Below are 18,186 nucleotides of genomic sequence, written 5' to 3'. Positions count from 1 at the left end.
AATCAATAAAATCAGACTAACAGCTCAGCTAAATCATCAATTACTGCATCAGCACCTAGCCCCGCAAGATCAATACCTTGGTTGTAACCATAGGTAACCAATGCACATTTGAAACCAGCATTGTTTGCCGCTTTAAAATCGGTAATCGAGTCACCGATCATCAGGCAATTTTCAGGTAAAGCTTCGATAGACTCACTACAATGCAACAAAGGCATAGCAGATGGTTTTTTCTCCTCTAGCGTGTCACCACCTAACAACCAACCAAACTGTTCGGTCAGCTCAAAATGATCTAGCATGGGTTTCACAAACACACTTGGCTTATTGGTAATCAGAGCCACGGGCACACCGTTATGCTTAAAGGCTTTCAGTAAGGCTTTCACATTTGGATAAAGCGTCGTGCCATCGGTCAAGTGCGCATGATAATGCGTCAAGAAAATGCGATACGCTTCTTCATGCTTAGCTGAATCAATCTTAGCCCACTCAAGCGCTTGCTCAATCAATTTAGCCGAACCAAAGCCAACCCAACCACGAACAAGTTCCTCGCCCGCAAGCGGCGCACCAAGTTCAGCCAAGAAAGCGTCTACGGCACCTGCAATATCAGGAACACTATCAACTAGCGTGCCATCAAGATCCAAGCAAACTAACTCAGGCCAACCATCAAACCACTTTGAAAAATAGCTAGGCGTTTTCATTAACGTATACTCGCCAATTCTTTACGCATCGCATCGATAACGGCTTTGTAATTGTCTTTACCAAAAATCGCAGAACCAGCCACAAAGGTATCCGCGCCAGCACGTGCAATTTCAGCAATGTTCTTTTCACTCACACCGCCATCGACTTCAAGACGAATATCATAACCACTGGCATCAATCAAGGCTCGAGCTTCACGTAACTTATCTAAAGTACCAGGAATAAAAGATTGACCTCCAAAGCCTGGGTTTACCGACATTATCAAGACCATATCGATTTTATCCATCACATATTTTAAATGCTCAAGAGAGGTTGCAGGATTGAATACCAAACCAGCTTTACAACCACCATCTCGAATCATTTGCAAAGAGCGATCAATATGCTCACTGGCCTCTGGATGAAAAGTAATCATAGAAGCACCTGCTTCAATAAAGTCACCAATCATACGATCTACTGGTTTCACCATAAGATGAACATCAATATCAGCAGTCACGCCATGTTTGCGTAATGCTTTACAGACCATAGGACCAATCGTTAAATTAGGAACATAATGATTATCCATCACATCAAAGTGTATGATGTCGGCTCCGGCCTTCAAGACCTTGTCGACCTCTTCACCTAGTCGAGCAAAATCGGCAGAAAGGATCGAAGGGGCAATGATAAAATCATTCATATCTGACTCCAGCAGTGACACAATAAAGGTCTCATAGTGAAAATTTAGACCGTATTTTAACAAGGCCTTTAGAAGAAGTATTGAAAACAATGAAGAAAATTACTGCACTGCGTCACGCTATCATTGCACTTCTTTGCTTAGGCATAAACGCCCATCTTTTCGCAGAAGAATCCCAAGCAGCGCCTAGCAGCACACCCACTCCGCAACAAACTACGCCAGCAGAAAGCACTAAAGAGTACATCATTCCAAAACCACAGGCATCTCGGATTGATGCGCTAAAAACCTCATTAACGATAAGACGCTTAGAACACCAAATCCAAAACCTAGAAGCCAGTGGTGAATCTTTTCTAACGCTTTATCGACCATCACTCACCAGCTCAACCCAAGGCTGTGTGATCATGCTGCATTCAGATAACGAACACCCTGACTGGCCAGATGCCATTGCACCATTACGAGATGCTATGCCGGAATATAGTTGGTGCACGTTATCTATCGAAATACCTGACATTGTCAAACGTGCGGAGCCAGTAAAAATAGCTACACCGCCAACAAACAATACTCAATCACCTATAGGACTTCCTAACCAATCTATAGTTTTCGCTCGCATACAGTCCACTATCGATTATGCAAAAAACCAAGGAGTCGAACAATTCACTTTTCTTGGTTACGGAACAGGAGCTAGTTATGCTCTAAGTTTTTTAGCAGCCAATCCGAGCTCAGGTGAGGCTTTAGCTCTTATCGATATAGAATCCCCACCGAACCTATCAGATTACGAAGTGGCACAACAGATTCGCCAAGTTACCCAGCCTATCCTAGATTATTATGTCAATAAGACAGGAAACGACCAGTTTGCGCTGTGGCGTAAACAAGCAGCCAACCAAAGAGAGGATAAAATTGGCGACTTCACTCAAATAGACGCCCTGCCAGATAGAGTCACAGGAAAAAACAGCAAACAATTACTAATTCAACGAGTTCGTGGCTTTTTAAAGCAAAATACCAGCCAAATAAACCAACGAAAGTCATTACCAAGCGCAAAAAAAGGGCTTTTCTATGAAAGCCCTGTGAACAATTAGATATTAACTTAAGTTACTATTTACGAGCATTTTTTACCATTTCGTAAGCAGACTGAATTTCTTGTGTGCGCTCTTTAGCCAACTCAATCATTTCATCCGGTAAACCTTGTGAACTTAATTTATCGGGATGATTTTTGCTCATCAGGCGTCGATAGGCCTTTTTAATATCAGCATCGCTCATCTCTGGCGTAACACCTAGCGCTTCATATGCAGCCTTCAATAAGTCTTTTGAACCCGCATTGTTAGAAGAATAATCAGAAGAAGATTGGTAACCTTGTCTAAAATGCGCTTGCTGCTTAACTTGAATATGCAAAGCCTCAAACTCTGCCACAGACACACCAAGATATGCACAGACCTGAGACACAAATGACTTTTCTTCAACGCTAAAGTGACCATCTGCATAAGCAGATACCAGCAACACTTCCAATAAAGTTCGCGTTAAATCCCCAGAACCTACAACCTGTTTAAAATTATTTAAAACAGACGCCAAGTCAAAATTGTCAGATTTACCTTCGTTAAACAATTGCTTCGCTTGCTCTTGAGCTGCTGGCGATAAACGCAATCGCTGCATCACAGATTGCGCCAATTGGATCTCTGCTTCCGATACTTGGCCATCAGATTTGGCCAAACGCCCCATTAAAAGAAATAATGTTCGAAAAAAAGTTTCTTGCTGAAGGCGCATATCGGCACGACCACGAATACCGCTGAAAGCGCCGCCAGTCTGCGCCCTATCTACGACTCCGCCGACAATGAACCCCAACAAAGCGCCTAAAAAACCAGCTAAAATATAGCCCAAAATCGCGCAAACAATTTTCCACATAAAGATATTTCTCCAGAATCGGTAGCCCCTATGGGCCTGCTTAGATTATCATTTGTCTTATTACGTGGAACCGCTTAAGGGCGGTATCCGATTTAGGACAATAATTTTTGGTGGCAAGTATACCCTGCATGGTTAAGCATTTACGCACCTACGCCTTATTTTTTCAAAGTCTTTTCATATTGCCTCTTGCGCAAGCGCAAGTTGATCAATGGGACTGGACGCCCAAAGAATCCCTGACGACTGAGCAGAAAGCACAGCTAAGTCGATATTGTCAGGGCTCATACATTAGCAGCTGGACAGCGACAGATACAGAGGGAACTAATCTCACCGCTGACCTCATCGTTCGTGACGAGAACGGTGTCATTCACCTTCAAGGTGCGGCTGAAATCATTCAGCCTAAATCTACCTTGTCCGCGGATAGCATAGAAGGCATTCCAGATGATTATTATCTCGCTGAGGGCAATGTCACCTTGCGAAGTGAAAATCAGCTCATCCGCAGCTCAACGGGTTATATTGCGAACAGCGGTGATGCACCAACAGTATTCAAAGATGCCAAATTCCTTAGCCACGAAACAGGTGCGCGCGGCGAAGCTAAATCCTTATCTCGCAATCAAGACGGAGTGGTCTTTATTGAGGAAGGCTTTTTTACTACCTGTGAACCAAACCAAGAAAGCTGGAAACTATATGGCAGCTCAATAAAGCTAGACACAAAAAGTGGCTTCGGAACAGCAAAGCACGTACAGGTGCGTATTGCTGACATACCTGTTTTCTATTTTCCTTGGTTAAGATTCCCAATAGACAATGCTCGTCAAACAGGTCTTCTCTTTCCTACTTTTAGCTATTCCGGATCAGATGGACTGAGTGTTTCGACACCCTTTTACTGGAATATTGCCCCAAACTACGATGCGACCATTACGCCGCATTTTATCCAAGAAAAAGGCGAAGGGATTGACTTAGAACTCCGTCATTTAAGCCCTTATGGGGAAACAACTTACGAGCAATCTACTTTTTCTGACAACGATGAAGGCGAACAGACTCTCTTAAAATTAAAATCCACGCAAAAGTTTAATCAGTCCTTTAGCGCTGGCTTTTTATTAGAAGACAATCCAACAAAAGATAAATACCCAGAAGCAAACAGCACGTCGATAGCAGAAAAAGACCATTACGAACGCAGTCTGTACTTTGCCTTTAACAATGGTAACTTTCTTAACAAGGTGACTTACTTAACTTATCAAACACCTGATGATACAGAAGACGAACCATTTGAATGGTTGCCTCGTATAGACAGTTCTTATCGTATAGCAACATCCTTCTTAGATTATAAAATTGATGCTCAATACACAGACTTTTATGACCCGGCTGAAGACAACTTTGATGGACAACGTATCGCTCTTAATCAGGACATCAAACTTGACCTAGGCAGTGACTGGGGAAGCTTAACGCCAGGTATTTTAGCTCAATATAGAGATTACGATCTTCATGACTATACATCAGACTCAGATAGCAACACCTCTGTTGGGCATATCACTAGCTATATAGATTCATCATTACTATTTGAACGTAACTTTCTGAATAATCAAACAGTATGGCGCCAAACACTTGAGCCTCGCTTAAGTTATTTGAACTCACCATTCGAATCACAAAATCAGATTCCTGATTTTGATGCCAGCGAACCGACTATGACCTACTCTCAAGCCTTTAGTCATACCCGATTTAACGGCAATGATCGTATTGGTGATACAGAACAAGTCACTCTTGGTTTAGAAAGTCGTCTATATGATGAAAACAATAATGAAAAATGGGCATTCAAAGCAGGTCAGATCTTCTATTTAGAAGACCGTTATGTTGGTATTGAAGGGACAACGGATAAAAATACCGCCATTGATGACGCAAAACGAAGCGATCTACTGACATCAGCTAATTATAATGGCAACCGCTACAGTCTAACGGGTAATTTGAATTACAACCTAGACGATAGCGAGGTAAACTTAGCTCAGCTTATCGCGTCTTTAGAGCCAGTTGATGACATAAAAATAAACCTAAGCTATTTGTACTCAATCAATAACACAGACCCGGATGATGATGCCAAACAAGCAAGCATAGGAACTATTTTGCCGATCAATCAAAATTGGTCCATGTATACACAATATACCTATGATTTCTTAAGAGAGGATGGCACTAAAGAAATTGCAGGGGTAGGCTATGAAAACTGCTGTATCAAGGTTTCGATGAGCTATCAACATTGGCTCAACAATGACAATGAGTTTGATAGAGGCGTCTTTTTACAATTTATTTTACGTAGCTTAAGCAGTTCTGGCGGCGCTAACACCGAAGCCAACAATATTGCTGACAGCTATTGGAACCAAGGAAAAGTTGGATATTAATCATGAAGTTGTTTTCTTTTTTCTGTTACATTCTATTGGCTTTAATGCCGCTACAAACACTGCACGCAGCACCAACAAAAATTGATGGCATTTCGGCTATCGTTGATTCTAAACCCATTTTGGAAAGTGACATTGTGAGCCGCTTTCAAATCGTAAAAGACCGCGTTCCAGGCGGAGTAATGACAGATAACATTCATCGTCAAATCCAGAACCAAATGATTGATGAAGCATTACAAGTCAACTATGCCCGCAAAGTCGGTATGCGCGCATCTAGCTCAGAGGTAGATAATGCCATCCTTGGTGTCGCAAAAAACATGAATTTAGACTTACAAGGTTTGAAAAATGTTCTTGCTAGCAAAGGCATAAATTATGATCGCTACCGCGAGCAGATTGAGCAAGAAATTCTTATCAACAACATAAAACGCGAAATCGTTAAAAAACGTATCGCTATTTCAGATCAAGAAATTAACGACTACCTCAGCTCAGACACCAGCATCACCAAAGAAAAAGAGCAAGTACATCTGCGCCATCTAATTATTAGAGCAAGCAACCCTGAAGAAGCCGCTGCAAAAATTAAAACCATTGCTGGAAAAATAAACTCAGAGGATGACTTTGTTCAGCAGGCCATTGAAAACTCAGACGGTCAATTTGCCATAGAAGGCGGAGACTTAGGCTGGCGCCCATTAAACCAACTACCACCACTATTTGTACGAGCTCTCGAAACGGAAAAAGGCCCACTTATTGGCCCATTGCAAAGTAATGCAGGTTTCCATTTATTGTGGGTGATAGAAAAGCGTTCACCAGATGTAACGCTACAGCAACAAACTAAAACTCGACACATCCTAGTTCGCGCTAATGAAATCCGTAATATGGAACAAACAAAAGTTCTTGCTGATGAAATTTACAGCAAATTAGAAAATGGGGCTGACTTCACTCAACTAGCAAAAGAATACAGTGAAGATCAAGGCTCTACGCTACAAGGTGGTGATTTAGGTTGGGTAACGCCTGGGACAATGGTACCTGAATTCGAAGAAGTAATGAAAAACACCAACATCGGTGACATTAGTAAACCGTTCCGCACACAATTTGGCTGGCACATTCTGCAAGTCGAAGGTCGTCGTGAAGCGGACATCAGTGACAAAGTAAAACGTGCCAATGCTGAACGAGCTTTAACAGCGCAAAAACAAGACATAGTGCTTGGCAACTGGCTTGATGAGCTACGAGCTGACGCCTTTATTGATATTAAAAATTAAGAGAAAAACAATGGCACATAATTCGGTAGAATCACTCCCCATTATTGCCATTACCTCTGGTGAACCTGCGGGTATCGGCCCAGATATTATTTTAAGCGCTTTAAACGAGCAGGCATTCCCTGCTCGTTTAATTATCCTAGCAGATCCTGATTTACTTGAAGACAGAGCTCTAACGCTAGGCCTAGCGGTAGAGATTAAAACACTCAATAGCTCACAAGATGTCACAACACACCAACAAGGTACAATTAGCGTATTGCCGGTCCAACTGGCAAATAAAACCATTGCCGGTGCTCTGGATATTAGGAACTCCCCCTATGTACTAGAAACCCTAACAAAAGCAGGCGAAGGCTGTATAAACAAAGAATTTGATGCCATTGTCACACCACCCGTTCATAAGGGTATTTTATGTGAAACCGGAATTCACTTTTCCGGACATACTGAATTTTTTCAAGCTCAATGCAAGTCACCACATGTCGTTATGATGCTAGCAACAGAAGCAATGAAAGTGGCGTTGGTAACAACACACCTACCACTTAAGGATGTGTCTTCTGCTATCACAGAGCAAAGTATCAGCCTTGTAGTGAAAGCACTCAATCAAGACCTACAAGAAAAATTCGGTATTGCACAACCTAAAATCTTAGTCTGCGGTTTAAATCCACATGCAGGTGAAGACGGCCACCTTGGCCGAGAAGAAATTGACGTCATTATCCCGACCCTCAATAAACTTCGCCAAGAAGGCCTAAACTTAATCGGACCACTCCCTGCAGACACCTTGTTTACACCAAAATACTTAAATGATGCCGACTGCGCCTTGGCTATGTATCACGATCAAGGTTTACCTGTGTTAAAATATTCAGGTTTTGGTAATGCCGTTAATATTACATTAGGCTTACCTATTATTCGGACATCCGTCGACCACGGCACAGCCATTGACTTGGCTGGCACAGGCAAAGCAAATAACGGCAGCCTTAAAGTGGCCATTCAACATGCTATTAACATGGCAAATAACGCGAAAAAGTTTTCTAAATGAGCAAACCACAACCCCATAAAGCCAGAAAAAGATTCGGCCAAAACTTCCTTCATGATCACGGCGTTATTCGTCGTATTGTGGCATGCATTGGCCCTAAAAAAGGTCAGCGCATCGTTGAAATTGGGCCAGGTAAAGGCGCATTAACGGAAGGCATTATCAGTGTTACTGAGCGCATGGACGTTGTCGAGCTTGACCGTGATCTTATTCCTATTTTAAAAGTGAATCTGTTTCGCTTCCCTGAGCTTACTGTTCATGAAGCTGATGCTATGAAATTTGATTTCACGTCATTAAGTACTCCAGAACAAGCCATTCGAGTTGTAGGCAACCTGCCTTATAACATTTCAACACCGCTTATTTTTCACCTATTAAGCCAAGCGGATGCAATTGAAGACATGCACTTCATGCTGCAAAAAGAAGTCGTTGATCGTTTGGCTGCGCGTCCAGGTGACAGCCTATATGGACGATTAAGTGTTATGGCGCAGTATTACTGCTCTGTCGAATCACTTTTTATTGTTGGGCCTGAATCATTCGATCCAGCACCGAAAGTTGATTCAGCTATTGTTAGAATGACGCCTCACAAAACGCTGCCTCATCCTGTCAATAACATCAAAATGTTAGAAGACATGGTAAGAATCGGCTTCCAGCAACGTCGAAAAACCCTACGTAATAACTACAAAGGCGTGTTAAACAATGATGATTTCACTGCTCTAAACATTGACCCAACACTACGCCCAGAAAGATTAGACGTAGAAGACTTTGTTCGAATTACCAACTACGTCCTCAAAAAGGAAGGGTAAATGCAAAAATATGACGTCGTGGTTTCCGTTCGTACAGAATACCTAGCAGGACAATCAACACCAGCAGAGTCACGCTATGTGTTTGCTTATCATATTTCCATTACCAACTGCGGAACTGAATCAGCCAAGCTTCAAACCCGCCATTGGATAATTACTGATGGTAACGAGCAAGTTCAAGAAGTGAAGGGTAGCGGCGTCATTGGTGAATACCCGTATTTAGGTCCAGGCGAATCATTTCATTACACCAGCGGAACAGTGATGGAAACGGTTGTTGGTAGCATGCAAGGCAGCTACCAATTTCTGGCCGATGACGGTACCGAATTCAAAGCCCCTATCCGCCCGTTCACCTTATCCGTTCCAAATCAGGTTCACTGAGGCTATTTATGGCTACCTATGTTATTGGTGATTTACAAGGCTGTCTCACGCCTCTCATACAGCTTTTAGAGCAAATCAATTATCATCCAGAGCAAGATAAGCTTTGGTTTGCTGGTGATCTAATCAATCGCGGTGAAGAGTCTCTAGAAACGCTACGTTTCATCAAGTCTCTAGGCAATAATGCGACGATTGTTTTAGGTAATCATGACCTGCATTTGCTCGCCGTCTCTCACGGCTATGGAAAGCTAAAACGTGGCGATACACTCGCAGAAATACTAACTGCTGGTGACCGTGACGACCTAATGGATTGGTTACGCCATCAACCTCTGTTTCACTATGATGAGCAACTCAATACCGTCATGACTCATGCCGGTATTCCACCTTGTTGGGATTTAAAAAAAGCACAAACACTTGCTAAAGAAGTAGAAGACAAACTGAAATCAGACAGTGTTGATGATTTTTTTGCCACCATGTATGGTAATAAGCCAGATCAATGGAGCGAGGATCTGACAGGGCTAGACCGCCTTCGAGCTATTACTAACTATTTAACTCGCATGCGATTCTGCGACGAGAACAGTAAACTCGATTTAGAGTCAAAAGAAGGCATCAACACAGCAACCAAAGGTTACGCACCTTGGTTTAACTACCCGACAAAAGTGCCTAAAGATTGCCATATCGTTTTTGGGCACTGGGCCGCTCTAGAAGGGAAAACCCAAAAAGAACGTATTCACGCACTGGATACGGGTTGCGTCTGGGGTGGAAGCCTAACCGCTTTGCGCCTTGAAGACAGACAGCGTTTCAGTACAACTTGCACAATAAATCGGAATAATTCATGACTTACACTTGTATCGACATCGCCGACGCTCTCCCAATCATTGAAAATAATGCCGCTATTGTAGATATCCGCGATTTAGTTAGTTTTCAAAATAGCCACATGACAAACGCTATTAACCTTACTAATGACAACGTTCAAAACTTTATTGATAGCACGGAAAAAAGCCAACCGGTGATTGTCTGCTGTTATCACGGCAACAGCAGCAAAGGCGCAGCAGAATACCTTGCCTCTCAGGGCTTCAAAGAAGTTTACTCTTTGAATGGCGGCTTTAGTCAATGGAGCGCAATGCTCCCTGATCAATGCGAGACAGGTAAATAGATAAAAATGACACCCCCTTATCAAGTTTATCTCGTAGGCGGCGCCGTTAGAGACGCTTTACTTGAACTCCCAGTTATCGACCATGACTGGGTCGTCACAGGCGCCACACCAGAACAACTTGAAGAAAGAGGGTTTCAACAAGTTGGAAAACAATTCCCTGTTTTCCTGCACCCAAAGAGTAAAGAAGAATACGCCCTTGCCCGTAAAGAAAAAAAACAAGGCGAAGGCTACACTGGCTTCATCTGTGATTTCTCACCAGATATCAGTTTAGAAGAAGACCTAGAACGACGAGATCTAACCATCAACGCCATCGCAAAAGATGAAAGCGGCACCTTGATTGACCCCTTTAATGGTCAACAAGATTTGCTCGACCGAGTATTTCGCCATGTCTCAGATGCCTTTATAGAAGACCCACTACGTGTATTACGAGTCGCCCGCTTTGCTGCGCGCTTGCATCACTTTGGCTTTACCATAGCGCCAGAAACCATGCTTTTGATGCAAGCTATTAGCGCTTCTGGAGAGCTCTCCACATTAAGTGCAGAACGCATTTGGAAAGAGCTAGAAAAAGCCCTTAACACTTGCCATGCTGATGTTTTCTTTTCCGTTTTGAAGGAAGCTAACGCCCTCGAGAAACTCTTTCCTGAACTTATTTGGAAAGACAATCAAGTAACGACTAATATCTTAAGCCAAACAGAAATAACACCAGCTCAGCGCTGGGCCGTTCTCAGTAAAAACACGCCACTTACTGAACTGACCCAGTTACATCAACGTATCCGTAGCCCAAACCAATTCAAAATTCTCGCAGAGCAAACTCGCTCTTTTTTAGAGAATCAGCGCATTCCAATGAACGCCGTTTCATGGGAGAACTGGCTAATATCCGTCAATGCCATAAAAAAACCTCAACCATTTATATTACTGATTGAGGTTCTAAGTCGCTTAACCAATAGCAGGTTTGAGGACTGGCAAAAACTACGAGACACTATTGCAGTAATCAATGCCGCAGGATTAATCAAACAAGGCTTAAGTGGTGCAGAGCTAGGGCAAGCACTTAAAAAAGTGCGCGCCGAGGCTCTAGACAAAACACTTTCACCACTGATTAGCTAACTCTTAATAGCTCTATCAAACTATCACAAGCAAAACGATGTGACTTATTTCTTAATAAGTCACATCACTTTCTTAATAAGTCACAGCAGATTTTCTGTGAATTTTCACACCGACAGCCTGCGCCGCTGAAACCGCGCCGGGTTTACGCAAAGTTAACGTGACAGCATTCAACTTAAACTGCCCAATCAACTCGCCTACTAAATGCTCAGCTAAGGTTTCGATTAACTCAAACTGACGCTCTGCACAAAATGCCAAAATATAATTCGAGATAGCTTCGTAATCTAGGGTCTTAGCCAGATCATCGGTCTCTGCTGGAACACGGTTGTCGTGTTCCATTTCTAAATCAAATACCAAATCCTGCTGAATCTTTTTTTCCCACTCATAGACACCAATCACGGCTTGAGTTTTTAGACCTTCAATAAAGACCAAGTCTTTCATATTAAGATTCCTTCAAAGGTGGCAATTCAGACAAAGGCCAACGAGCACGTATCGACAAGCTTAATTTAGAAGATTGGCCATTCACCAAACGCTGGGCACCCGCATAAGCAATCATGGCACCATTATCAGTACAAAATTCTGGCCGAGCATAAAATACGCTGGCTTTTATTTTTTTCAGCTGACTCTCAAGCTGTTCACGCAAACGCTGATTCGCACTCACGCCGCCAGCGATAATAAGTTGCTTCAAACCTTCCGCTTCCAGCGCACGGCGACACTTAATCACCAAGGTATCAACCACTGCGGTTTCAAACGCCAATGCCGCGTCAGCTTTAAACTGCTCATCACAACGATCATTGTCTAATGCATCATGAACCGACGTCAAAAACGCCGTTTTCAAACCGCTAAAACTAAAATCTAAACCAGGACGATCTGTCATAGGACGAGGAAATTTCAATCCAGACTTAGGATTACCTTGTTTTGCCAAAGCTGCAATTTGCGGCCCACCAGGATAAGGCAAACCAATCATTTTTGCCGCTTTATCAAACGCTTCGCCAGCAGCATCATCAAGAGATTGCCCTAGAAGACGATACTCACCAATCCCATCTACTCGAACCAACTGAGTGTGTCCACCCGAAACCAGCAAAGCAATAAAAGGCATTTCTGGTTGAGACTCCTCTAGCATTGGCGCTAAGAGATGGCCTTCCATATGATGCACACCTAATGCAGGAATCCCCAAAGCATAAGCCAGAGAACGACCAATCGTGGCGCCAGCCATTAAGGCACCAACCAAACCTGGACCGCTTGTATAAGCAACAGCATCCAATTCCGACTTTTTCATTCCCGCTTCTTGCAACACTTCATCAATAAGCGGCAAGGTTTTACGAACATGATCACGAGAAGCCAACTCTGGCACTACGCCACCATATTCAGCGTGCTGTGCAATTTGAGAATAAATCTTGTGAGCCAACAGACCATTGTCAGTATCGTAAATCGCGATACCCGTCTCATCACAAGAGGTTTCTAATCCCAATACTTTCATCAAAATAATCTCATCAATAATTTGAGCGCATTGTACCCTATCTATCTCGGCCGTTGCAGAGGAAAGAACCACTTACTTAAAAGACAAGCCAAATGAAATTAGACACAGCAAGACAAAAGCATTATAATGCGCGCGTTTTAAATGTTTAAATTAAAAGGCAGGTGATTTTTCTAGTTTGGCACATAGCTACTGATGTAAGCACTTCTTATATTTCGTGCTTCTTATGTAAATGATATGGCGATCCAAACACCCTCTTAAAAAATGAATACAGTTACAGACGCGACAATAGTCTGTTCAGGGTTGGGCTTTTTATAGCCTAGAAAAATCGATCCATACTGGATCACACTCTGTTCAACAAAAGCGCGCTTTGAAAGCCCATTAAATACGGGTATGATTCACGCCGTTTTTGTGAATACTTAAACTTTAGAAAAATATTATTAAAGGTAATAACATGCCAGCAGTAAAAGTAAAAGATAACGAACCATTTGACATCGCTCTACGTCGCTTCAAACGCTCTTGTGAAAAAGCAGGCGTTTTGGCTGAAGTTCGTCGTCGTGAATGCTACGAAAAACCAACTACTCTTCGCAAACGTGCTGCAGCCGCTGCTGTTAAACGTCATGCTAAGAAAGTTTCTCGTGAGCAGAAGAAATTCCAACGTTTGTACTAGGCCAATCTGCCGTTTGGCAATTTGCTAAAAAACAAATGTTTGCCTAGACGTTTCTAACATTTAGGCTTATAAAAAACGGCTAGTTAACCAACTAGCCGTTTTTTTTGCTTCCAAAGAGACCTCTGCGCAGCGTTACAGGCAAACTGTCTCAGTGAATTAAAGCTCTATGAATTAAAAGAGGATCCCATGTCAGAATTAAAAAAGTTTATCTCAGAGACCCTAAAAACCGCAATGCGCGCTAAAGAAAAGCAACGCGTCACTGTGATTCGCACTATTCTATCTGAATGCAAAAAAATCGAAGTTGATGAACGCATTGAATTAGATGACGCTCGTGTATTGGCTGTTCTAGACAAAATGAACAAGCAGCGCAAAGATTCTAATCAACAATTCATCGATGGCGGCCGTGAAGACCTAGCTGCAATCGAACAAGAAGAAATGGCAATCATTAGCGAGTTCTTGCCAACACCATTGACTGATGATGAAGTCGGTGAGATTGTTAAAGCGGCAATCGCAAAAACTGGCGCCAGCTCTATGCAGCAAATGGGTGCCGTTATGGCCATTGTAAAACCTCAAGTACAAGGCCGTGCTGACATGGCACAAATCAGCAAACAAGTTAAAGCACAACTAGGCTAATATAATGGCGGGGCGCATTCCTGATCAGTTTATTGATGAGCTTTTGGCTCGAACCGACTTAACCGATGTGGTTGCGTCTCGTATTAGTTTAAAAAAAACCGGGCAAAATTATAGCGCCCTCTGCCCTTTCCACAATGAAAAAAGCCCGTCTTTTAGCTTAAATCCAAACAAGCAGTTTTATTACTGCTTCGGTTGCGGCGCTGGCGGCAACGCCATTTCATTTATTATGGAACATGACCATGTAGACTTTGTCGACGCGATTGAAACGCTCGCAAAAGACGCTGGCATGGAAGTCCCAAGAGAACAAGGCGCACCAGATAGATACGAGCAAAACGCAGAATTACTAAAACGTCTATCTGAAAGCTCGCAATTTTATCAACAGCAATTAACCCAACACCCAGACAAGAAAAAAGCCACAGACTATTTATCCAAAGACCGCGGATTATCCGGTCAAATTGCTAAAGTATTTGGCCTAGGTTACGCACCACCAGGGTGGGACAATCTTCTCAAAAAAATCGGCACCCGCGCAGAAAGCCAAGAACAACTATTGCTTGGCGGCATGCTAATAGAGAAAAAAGACCAGCCAGGTCATTATTACGACCGCTTTCGTGATCGCATTATTTTCCCTATTCGTGATTCACGAGGTCGAGTTATTGCCTTTGGCGGACGCGCATTTGGGGATGAAAAACCCAAATATTTAAACTCTCCTGAAACACCCGTTTTTCAAAAAAGCCAAGAACTTTACGGTTTATTTGAAGCAAAGCAAAACACCCCAATACTCGACCAAATTATTGTGGTTGAAGGTTACATGGACGTCATCGTATTGGCGCAACATGGCATTACTAATGCGGTCGCCACACTGGGCACATCCGTAAATAGCCAACACATACGCAAATTATTTAAACTGGTCAGCAAAGTGGTACTCTGCTTTGATGGCGATAAAGCTGGCCGTGCCGCCGCAATACGCGGCCTAGAAGCCTCTCTTCCCGTCATGCAAGACGAAAAACAAATACGCTTTCTATTCTTGCCAGAGGGAGAGGATCCGGATTCTCTTGTTAGAAAAGAAGGCAAAGAAGCCTTTAATCACCGCCTAGAAGACGCATCATCTTTATCCCACGTCCTGTTTGACCACGCCCGAAATCAAGTAACCCTTGGTGATGAAGAAGGTGAAGCGCAATTTGCCCGCAACGCCATGGAAATGATTAAACAAATACCTAAAGAGCTAACCTTTCGCTCGGTATTAATTCGTCAATTAAGCGACCAATCAGGCATAGACAGCGAAACACTAGGCAACACGGTATTTAAAACTCGCCGCCAACACACACCGACGGAAGGTCACGAGCCAACACCTCAAAGCCACACACAGCAAATCCAACATTTTGATGGCGATACACCAGATCTAAGCCATTACGATTACGAACCATCCCATGGCGATTATGATGATTTTCACCATAACGATTACACACCCTCAACCACTCAACCCAAAACACAAGGTTCGTTCAAAAAACCATTTGGAAAAAAACCTTTCTCTAAGGGTAAATTTTACAACGACGAGCCAGCTCTTCCACCAGCAGCACCAAGTCTCAGCCGAATAAAACAAGCCACCCTGTGTATTTTGCTGCATCCGCATATAGCGAAAGAAATCGATTTACCCGACCCATTGGTGAATCAAGCTAACGACGAACTACAAATCTTTTGCAAAATATGGAGATATTTCGCAAAACACCCTCAAAAAAACACCGGACACTTGCTGGGCGAAATGACAGATCAAACCACAATATCGTCTATTTACGCACTATTAAACCACCAAGACGCTACAACCAAGCAAAAAATAACCAATGCGCAGCAAGAAGTGCTCGATATGGTTTTAGCACTAGAAAAAAACCTTGGATTAAATAGCAGCATCGCACGGTTGAAAAGTAAGGGGAATGAATCCATAAAGGATAATAGCAGCAAGCAGGAATTACGGAATTTAATGGATTTAATTAGACAAAAAAAACCTTAAACACCGTTTATTTTTCATTCAAAAAAAATAGGATTCGGTGGATAAAAGTGATTGATTTTGTTATAATCCGCGGCTTGCTAAACTCCCAAATGAATTTCTAACGATAGGTTGTCGAATGCCAGACACTCAACAGTCACGTCTCAAAGAGCTGATCTCCAAGGGTAAAGAACAAGGTTACCTAACTTTTGCTGAAGTTAACGACCACCTCCCTGATGACCTTTCAGACCCGGAGCAAGTAGAAGAAATCATTGCCATGATCAACGACATGGGCATTACGGTTTCTGAAGTTGCTCCTGATAAAGATAGCCTTCTTATGGAAGAAGGCGATGCTACAGATGAAGCTGCTGCCGAAGAAGCGGCTGCCGCATTAGCTGCAGTAGAAGGCGACATTACCAGAACAACCGATCCAGTGCGTATGTATATGCGCGAAATGGGTACAGTTGAGCTATTGACTCGTGCAGGCGAAATAGCCATTGCAAAGCGTATCGAAGAAGGTACTCGCGAAGTCATGGCGGCCATTTCATACTTCCCTGGTGCGGTAGACGTATTGCTTGATGCATACGCAAAAGTACAGGAAGAAGAAGGTCGTTTAAGCGATATATTTAGCGGTTTCATCGACGGTGATGGCGAAGAACCTGTTTTTGAAGAAGCAATTACTGAAGAACCGATTATCGAAGAAGACACTGTAGACAGTGACGACGATGACGATGATTCAGAAACAACTGAAGAAGAGACAGATAACGGCCCTGATCCTGAAGAAACAGCTTTGCGTTTCAACGATATCGCACGCATCTATAATGAGTTAAAAGTCTTGCTAGAAAATAGCAATAGACAAGATCCTGCAGTTCAAAGCAAGCAAGAAGAGTTAAGCATCAGCTTTGCTCCTATCAAACTTGTTCCTAAGCTGTTTGATGATTTGATTGATCGCGTTCGTTCACGCATGGAAAAAGTGCGCGACCAAGAGCGTCTTATCATGCAAGTGTGTGTACGTAAATCAGGCATGCCAAGAACTGAGTTTTTGAAACGCTTCCCAAGCAATGAAACCAACCCAGATTGGCTTAAAGAGCAAATTGCTTCTGGTGCCGATTACGCGGCAACGCTTGAAGAGAATGAAGCTGAGTTTATGCGCAGCCAACGCAAACTTCGCGCTGTTTCAAAAGAGACAGGCCTAACTATCGCAGAACTAAAAGAAATTAACCGTCGTATTTCTATCGGGGAAACTCGAGCTCGCCGAGCTAAGAAAGAAATGGTTGAAGCTAACTTACGTTTGGTTATTTCTATTGCGAAAAAATACACCAATCGTGGCCTACAATTCTTGGATCTTATTCAAGAAGGTAACATTGGCCTAATGAAAGCGGTTGATAAATTTGAATATCGCCGTGGTTATAAGTTCTCAACTTATGCCACTTGGTGGATTCGTCAGGCAATTACTCGCTCGATTGCCGATCAGGCTCGCACCATCCGTATTCCAGTACACATGATTGAAACGATTAATAAATTAAATCGTATCTCTCGTCAGATGCTTCAGGAAATGGGTCGTGAAGCAACACCTGAAGAATTAGCTGCTCGCATGGACATGCCTGAAGATAAAATTCGCAAAGTGTTGAAGATCGCAAAAGAACCTATCTCTATGGAAACCCCTATCGGTGATGATGAAGATTCTCACCTGGGTGACTTCATTGAAGACGATGGCGCTGAATCTCCTATTGATATAGCGACGATTGAAGGCTTACGTGAGTCAACAACCATGGTGCTTGCAGGCCTAACCGCTCGTGAAGCCAAAGTTCTACGCATGCGTTTCGGTATTGATATGAATACCGACCACACTCTTGAAGAGGTTGGTAAACAGTTTGACGTTACTCGTGAGCGTATTCGTCAAATCGAAGCCAAAGCACTACGCAAACTACGCCACCCTAGCCGTTCAGAGCACCTAAGAAGCTTCTTAGACGACTGAGGTTAGTCAAGCACCAAAAAACCGCTGCCATAAACAGCGGTTTTTTTATAACTAAAAAATGTTAAAAAATTCTATTAGAACAAGCATAAGCAACAAAA

Annotated in this window: 18 protein-coding genes; 13 read left to right on the top strand and 5 right to left on the bottom strand. The window is 42.9% G+C overall.

All coding sequences use genetic code 11. The features are described from left to right. Positions 1 to 11: 11 nt before the first annotated feature. Both CYL31_RS05335 and rpe read right to left on the bottom strand, forming a co-directional pair. The gene (locus CYL31_RS05335) at positions 12 to 692 is read right to left on the bottom strand and encodes a phosphoglycolate phosphatase (protein WP_212917921.1); all 681 of its coding nucleotides are present in this window, start codon (positions 690 to 692) and stop codon (positions 12 to 14) included. Next, the gene (gene rpe, locus CYL31_RS05330) at positions 692 to 1,363 is read right to left on the bottom strand and encodes a ribulose-phosphate 3-epimerase (protein ID WP_212917920.1); all 672 of its coding nucleotides are present in this window, start codon (positions 1,361 to 1,363) and stop codon (positions 692 to 694) included. Before rpe ends, CYL31_RS05335 begins: the two co-directional genes overlap by 1 nt. Positions 1,364 to 1,452: 89 nt before the next feature. Between rpe and CYL31_RS05325 the strand changes: the two genes are divergently transcribed. Beyond that, positions 1,453 to 2,436, top strand: a complete 984-nt coding sequence (locus CYL31_RS05325) for a DUF3530 family protein (protein WP_212917919.1) — start codon at positions 1,453 to 1,455, stop codon at positions 2,434 to 2,436. Between the two features lie 16 nt (positions 2,437 to 2,452). On the opposite strand, the gene djlA is transcribed toward CYL31_RS05325, so the two are convergent. Further along, on the bottom strand, positions 2,453 to 3,256 hold the full coding sequence (djlA, locus tag CYL31_RS05320; protein WP_212917918.1) for a co-chaperone DjlA: 804 nt from the start codon (positions 3,254 to 3,256) through the stop codon (positions 2,453 to 2,455). 128 nt (positions 3,257 to 3,384) lie between these two features. Here djlA and CYL31_RS05315 point away from each other — a divergent pair, with 128 nt between their 5' ends. From CYL31_RS05315 to CYL31_RS05280, 8 genes are read left to right on the top strand one after another with little or no spacing between them, the layout of a single operon-like run. Continuing rightward, on the top strand, positions 3,385 to 5,640 hold the full coding sequence (locus CYL31_RS05315) for an LPS-assembly protein LptD (RefSeq protein ID WP_249411702.1): 2,256 nt from the start codon (positions 3,385 to 3,387) through the stop codon (positions 5,638 to 5,640). 2 nt (positions 5,641 to 5,642) lie between these two features. Next, positions 5,643 to 6,893, top strand: a complete 1,251-nt coding sequence (locus CYL31_RS05310; RefSeq protein ID WP_212917917.1) for a peptidylprolyl isomerase — start codon at positions 5,643 to 5,645, stop codon at positions 6,891 to 6,893. A gap of 10 nt (positions 6,894 to 6,903) precedes the next feature. After that, positions 6,904 to 7,923, top strand: coding sequence for a 4-hydroxythreonine-4-phosphate dehydrogenase PdxA (pdxA, locus tag CYL31_RS05305; protein ID WP_212917916.1), 1,020 nt, complete (start codon positions 6,904 to 6,906; stop codon positions 7,921 to 7,923). Continuing rightward, positions 7,920 to 8,720 (top strand): 16S rRNA (adenine(1518)-N(6)/adenine(1519)-N(6))-dimethyltransferase RsmA, encoded by an 801-nt coding sequence (gene rsmA / locus CYL31_RS05300; protein WP_212917915.1) that lies wholly within the window; start codon positions 7,920 to 7,922, stop codon positions 8,718 to 8,720. The genes pdxA and rsmA overlap by 4 nt, the downstream gene beginning before the upstream one ends. After that, positions 8,721 to 9,095 (top strand): Co2+/Mg2+ efflux facilitator ApaG/CorD, encoded by a 375-nt coding sequence (apaG, locus tag CYL31_RS05295; protein ID WP_212917914.1) that lies wholly within the window; start codon positions 8,721 to 8,723, stop codon positions 9,093 to 9,095. 8 nt (positions 9,096 to 9,103) lie between these two features. After that, complete coding sequence (locus CYL31_RS05290; RefSeq protein ID WP_212917913.1) at positions 9,104 to 9,931, top strand: symmetrical bis(5'-nucleosyl)-tetraphosphatase; 828 nt, start codon at positions 9,104 to 9,106, stop codon at positions 9,929 to 9,931. Continuing rightward, positions 9,928 to 10,248, top strand: a complete 321-nt coding sequence (gene glpE / locus CYL31_RS05285; protein ID WP_212917912.1) for a thiosulfate sulfurtransferase GlpE — start codon at positions 9,928 to 9,930, stop codon at positions 10,246 to 10,248. The genes CYL31_RS05290 and glpE overlap by 4 nt, the downstream gene beginning before the upstream one ends. Positions 10,249 to 10,254: 6 nt before the next feature. Next, positions 10,255 to 11,352 (top strand): tRNA nucleotidyltransferase/poly(A) polymerase-related protein, encoded by a 1,098-nt coding sequence (locus tag CYL31_RS05280; protein ID WP_212917911.1) that lies wholly within the window; start codon positions 10,255 to 10,257, stop codon positions 11,350 to 11,352. A 72-nt stretch (positions 11,353 to 11,424) separates the two neighbouring features. Here CYL31_RS05280 and folB read toward each other — a convergent pair whose 3' ends face one another. Both folB and tsaD read right to left on the bottom strand, forming a co-directional pair. Continuing rightward, positions 11,425 to 11,790: a dihydroneopterin aldolase gene (gene folB / locus CYL31_RS05275; protein ID WP_212917910.1), complete on the bottom strand. Its 366-nt coding sequence runs from the start codon at positions 11,788 to 11,790 to the stop codon at positions 11,425 to 11,427. 1 nt (position 11,791) lies between these two features. Further along, positions 11,792 to 12,829: a tRNA (adenosine(37)-N6)-threonylcarbamoyltransferase complex transferase subunit TsaD gene (tsaD, locus tag CYL31_RS05270; RefSeq protein ID WP_212918843.1), complete on the bottom strand. Its 1,038-nt coding sequence runs from the start codon at positions 12,827 to 12,829 to the stop codon at positions 11,792 to 11,794. Positions 12,830 to 13,280: 451 nt separating this feature from the next. Here tsaD and rpsU point away from each other — a divergent pair, with 451 nt between their 5' ends. The 4 genes from rpsU (at position 13,281) to rpoD (ending at position 18,088) form a co-directional block, all read left to right on the top strand. Then, positions 13,281 to 13,496, top strand: a complete 216-nt coding sequence (gene rpsU, locus CYL31_RS05265; RefSeq protein WP_009835737.1) for a 30S ribosomal protein S21 — start codon at positions 13,281 to 13,283, stop codon at positions 13,494 to 13,496. 186 nt (positions 13,497 to 13,682) lie between these two features. Then, positions 13,683 to 14,129, top strand: coding sequence for a GatB/YqeY domain-containing protein (locus CYL31_RS05260; RefSeq protein WP_212917909.1), 447 nt, complete (start codon positions 13,683 to 13,685; stop codon positions 14,127 to 14,129). 4 nt (positions 14,130 to 14,133) lie between these two features. Further along, entirely contained in the window at positions 14,134 to 16,134 is a 2,001-nt protein-coding gene (gene dnaG / locus CYL31_RS05255) for a DNA primase (protein ID WP_212917908.1), read from the top strand. A gap of 115 nt (positions 16,135 to 16,249) precedes the next feature. Further along, the gene (gene rpoD, locus CYL31_RS05250) at positions 16,250 to 18,088 is read left to right on the top strand and encodes an RNA polymerase sigma factor RpoD (RefSeq protein ID WP_212917907.1); all 1,839 of its coding nucleotides are present in this window, start codon (positions 16,250 to 16,252) and stop codon (positions 18,086 to 18,088) included. Positions 18,089 to 18,186: the final 98 nt, after the last annotated feature.

Source organism: Marinomonas sp. A3A, from assembly GCF_018336955.1.
In the GTDB taxonomy this organism is placed as follows: Bacteria; Pseudomonadota; Gammaproteobacteria; order Pseudomonadales; family Marinomonadaceae; genus Marinomonas; species Marinomonas lutimaris.
This window is presented reverse-complemented; position numbering and strand designations above follow the sequence as displayed.

What these genes read in the sequence shown, in the direction of transcription:
- djlA (WP_212917918.1), bottom strand. Translation starts at nt 3,256, where the DNA reads ATGTGGAAAATTGTTTGCGCGATTTTGGGCTATATTTTAGCTGGTTTT.
- glpE (WP_212917912.1), top strand. Translation starts at nt 9,928, where the DNA reads ATGACTTACACTTGTATCGACATCGCCGACGCTCTCCCAATCATTGAA.
- CYL31_RS05290 (WP_212917913.1), top strand. Translation starts at nt 9,104, where the DNA reads ATGGCTACCTATGTTATTGGTGATTTACAAGGCTGTCTCACGCCTCTC.
- rpsU (WP_009835737.1), top strand. Translation starts at nt 13,281, where the DNA reads ATGCCAGCAGTAAAAGTAAAAGATAACGAACCATTTGACATCGCTCTA.
- dnaG (WP_212917908.1), top strand. Translation starts at nt 14,134, where the DNA reads ATGGCGGGGCGCATTCCTGATCAGTTTATTGATGAGCTTTTGGCTCGA.
- CYL31_RS05260 (WP_212917909.1), top strand. Translation starts at nt 13,683, where the DNA reads ATGTCAGAATTAAAAAAGTTTATCTCAGAGACCCTAAAAACCGCAATG.
- CYL31_RS05310 (WP_212917917.1), top strand. Translation starts at nt 5,643, where the DNA reads ATGAAGTTGTTTTCTTTTTTCTGTTACATTCTATTGGCTTTAATGCCG.
- CYL31_RS05335 (WP_212917921.1), bottom strand. Translation starts at nt 692, where the DNA reads ATGAAAACGCCTAGCTATTTTTCAAAGTGGTTTGATGGTTGGCCTGAG.
- rpe (WP_212917920.1), bottom strand. Translation starts at nt 1,363, where the DNA reads ATGAATGATTTTATCATTGCCCCTTCGATCCTTTCTGCCGATTTTGCT.
- CYL31_RS05280 (WP_212917911.1), top strand. Translation starts at nt 10,255, where the DNA reads ATGACACCCCCTTATCAAGTTTATCTCGTAGGCGGCGCCGTTAGAGAC.
- pdxA (WP_212917916.1), top strand. Translation starts at nt 6,904, where the DNA reads ATGGCACATAATTCGGTAGAATCACTCCCCATTATTGCCATTACCTCT.
- CYL31_RS05325 (WP_212917919.1), top strand. Translation starts at nt 1,453, where the DNA reads ATGAAGAAAATTACTGCACTGCGTCACGCTATCATTGCACTTCTTTGC.
- folB (WP_212917910.1), bottom strand. Translation starts at nt 11,790, where the DNA reads ATGAAAGACTTGGTCTTTATTGAAGGTCTAAAAACTCAAGCCGTGATT.
- apaG (WP_212917914.1), top strand. Translation starts at nt 8,721, where the DNA reads ATGCAAAAATATGACGTCGTGGTTTCCGTTCGTACAGAATACCTAGCA.
- rpoD (WP_212917907.1), top strand. Translation starts at nt 16,250, where the DNA reads ATGCCAGACACTCAACAGTCACGTCTCAAAGAGCTGATCTCCAAGGGT.
- tsaD (WP_212918843.1), bottom strand. Translation starts at nt 12,829, where the DNA reads ATGAAAGTATTGGGATTAGAAACCTCTTGTGATGAGACGGGTATCGCG.
- CYL31_RS05315 (WP_249411702.1), top strand. Translation starts at nt 3,385, where the DNA reads ATGGTTAAGCATTTACGCACCTACGCCTTATTTTTTCAAAGTCTTTTC.
- rsmA (WP_212917915.1), top strand. Translation starts at nt 7,920, where the DNA reads ATGAGCAAACCACAACCCCATAAAGCCAGAAAAAGATTCGGCCAAAAC.